This window comes from Pseudoalteromonas sp. AOP7-A1-14 (genome assembly GCF_052376275.1).
GTDB lineage: Bacteria > Pseudomonadota > Gammaproteobacteria > Enterobacterales > Alteromonadaceae > Pseudoalteromonas.
Map to the genome: position 1 here is coordinate 1 of NZ_JBQSVO010000229.1, position 1614 is coordinate 1614.

General features: G+C 38.0%; 2 protein-coding genes and 1 pseudogene. 2 read left to right on the top strand and 1 reads right to left on the bottom strand.

Going from position 1 to position 1614, the window contains the following annotated elements; genetic code table 11:
• Positions 1–361, bottom strand: a pseudogene (locus ACT3RM_RS17750) (arsenic resistance protein); the annotation flags it as partial.
• A gap of 75 nt (positions 362–436) precedes the next feature.
• Between ACT3RM_RS17750 and ACT3RM_RS17755 the strand changes: the two are divergent.
• Positions 437–946 (top strand): ClbS/DfsB family four-helix bundle protein, encoded by a 510-nt coding sequence (locus tag ACT3RM_RS17755; RefSeq protein WP_441996500.1) that lies wholly within the window; start codon positions 437–439, stop codon positions 944–946.
• A gap of 112 nt (positions 947–1058) precedes the next feature.
• Entirely contained in the window at positions 1059–1604 is a 546-nt protein-coding gene (locus tag ACT3RM_RS17760; RefSeq protein WP_441996501.1) for a hypothetical protein, read from the top strand.
• Positions 1605–1614 lie beyond the last annotated feature (10 nt).

Below are 1614 nucleotides of genomic sequence, written 5' to 3' on the forward strand. Positions count from 1 at the left end.
ACTTTGTATCCCCCCCACCCAAGTGTGTGAAGGTGATAAACCAGTCAGTACACGGGACCAATAACACCAAGAGTATGCCTAACTTGACCGCAGGCAAGTTAGGCCCAACGGACATTAACCCCCACACAATTAACGGGAGAACAACGAAATTACCAATCACCGCTGCCAGCATAAAGCGGGAGTCAGAGAATGCTTCTCGCAGATGCCCTAGAGGAACCTGAGTAAAAGTCGTATACAGAAGCATGCCTAGCAAAGGCCACAAAGCCCACTCTAGAATCTCTGACTGTTCAGGAAATTTCACCCCGACCAGTAATCCTATAAGGATTCCGGTCAGGTAGATAAATACCTGATATTTTTCCAATGCCTCTCGTTTCAATGATCAGAACCTCGTTGATCGATTACCGCTTAATAAATTGTTATGTGAATGGAGATCAAAATGTCTTCTGTGCCAAAAAACAAGGATGAATTGGAGTTAGCGATAAACTCAATATTTCCGAAACTCATGGCTGACTATCGTTCAATTCCGGAAAGCAAAGCTCGCAAACTTGGAGTAGAGGGAAATATCAAAGGTACAGTCATTAGCGTTAGTGACACAGTGGCTTACTTGATTGGTTGGGGGAGACTCGTTCTTAAATGGTATAACTTAAGAGCTCAAAACCAACAAGTTGATTTCCCAGAAACAGGTTATAAATGGAATCAATTAGGCTCGCTTGCTGAAAGCTTCCACGAAGAGTATCGTCAGTGGAAATATGACGATTTACTCATTGAGCTTGAGTCTACGGTTAACGAGATACTTTTACTCATTTCAAGCTTAAGTGACCATGATTTGTATGGTGTTGCGTGGTATGAACAATGGACTTTGGGGCGTATGATTCAGTTTAATACATCGTCACCTATGAAAAATATGCGTACAAAAGTTCGGCGTTTCAATCGAGAATTCACATAACAAAGTCGTCAACGCGGACAAAAAATTTGTTGGCTTTGCTCGTACTTCACAAAATTTTAGCCAACAATTTTTTGCCGGTTACAACGGCGTTATGTTCAATGTGGAGTTTTAAGTGGATTTTTTATCTTCAATTTATTCTGAAAAAGCTCAGCAAGCACAACTGATATCGATTGGTGTTTCGGCTTTTGTAGCGTTGATAGTTGTATTCTTCAATCAGTGGTTTCTTAGCAGACGCGCTAGAAAGGAAGTGTACATAAAAAAAATAGAAGATCTGTATCTTGCAATTGATGAGTATGAAGGAAGAGCTTATGGTTTTATTTCTCTATTATATCAACATGAACAAAATTTTGATGAAGCCACTATTCGAAAGAATTTTAATCAAGTATCAACATCTTTACAAAAAGTAGAAATGTATATGCAATTACACTTTGACACTGTTGTTTTTGATCGTAAAAAATATGATGAGTTACATCATAAAGCATACGAACGTTTATATAAAAAAGGCTTTAACCAAGCACAAAAATCTTATTTGGCTAATGTAAGCGATGATTATAGAGAAGCTATAGAGCAACAGAATCAGACTTTTCAAGAAATTCGTAAAAATGCACAAGAAGTTAAAGCTCTTGCCAAATCTCTAATGAAAAAATATAAGCATTGAATTTGAACAT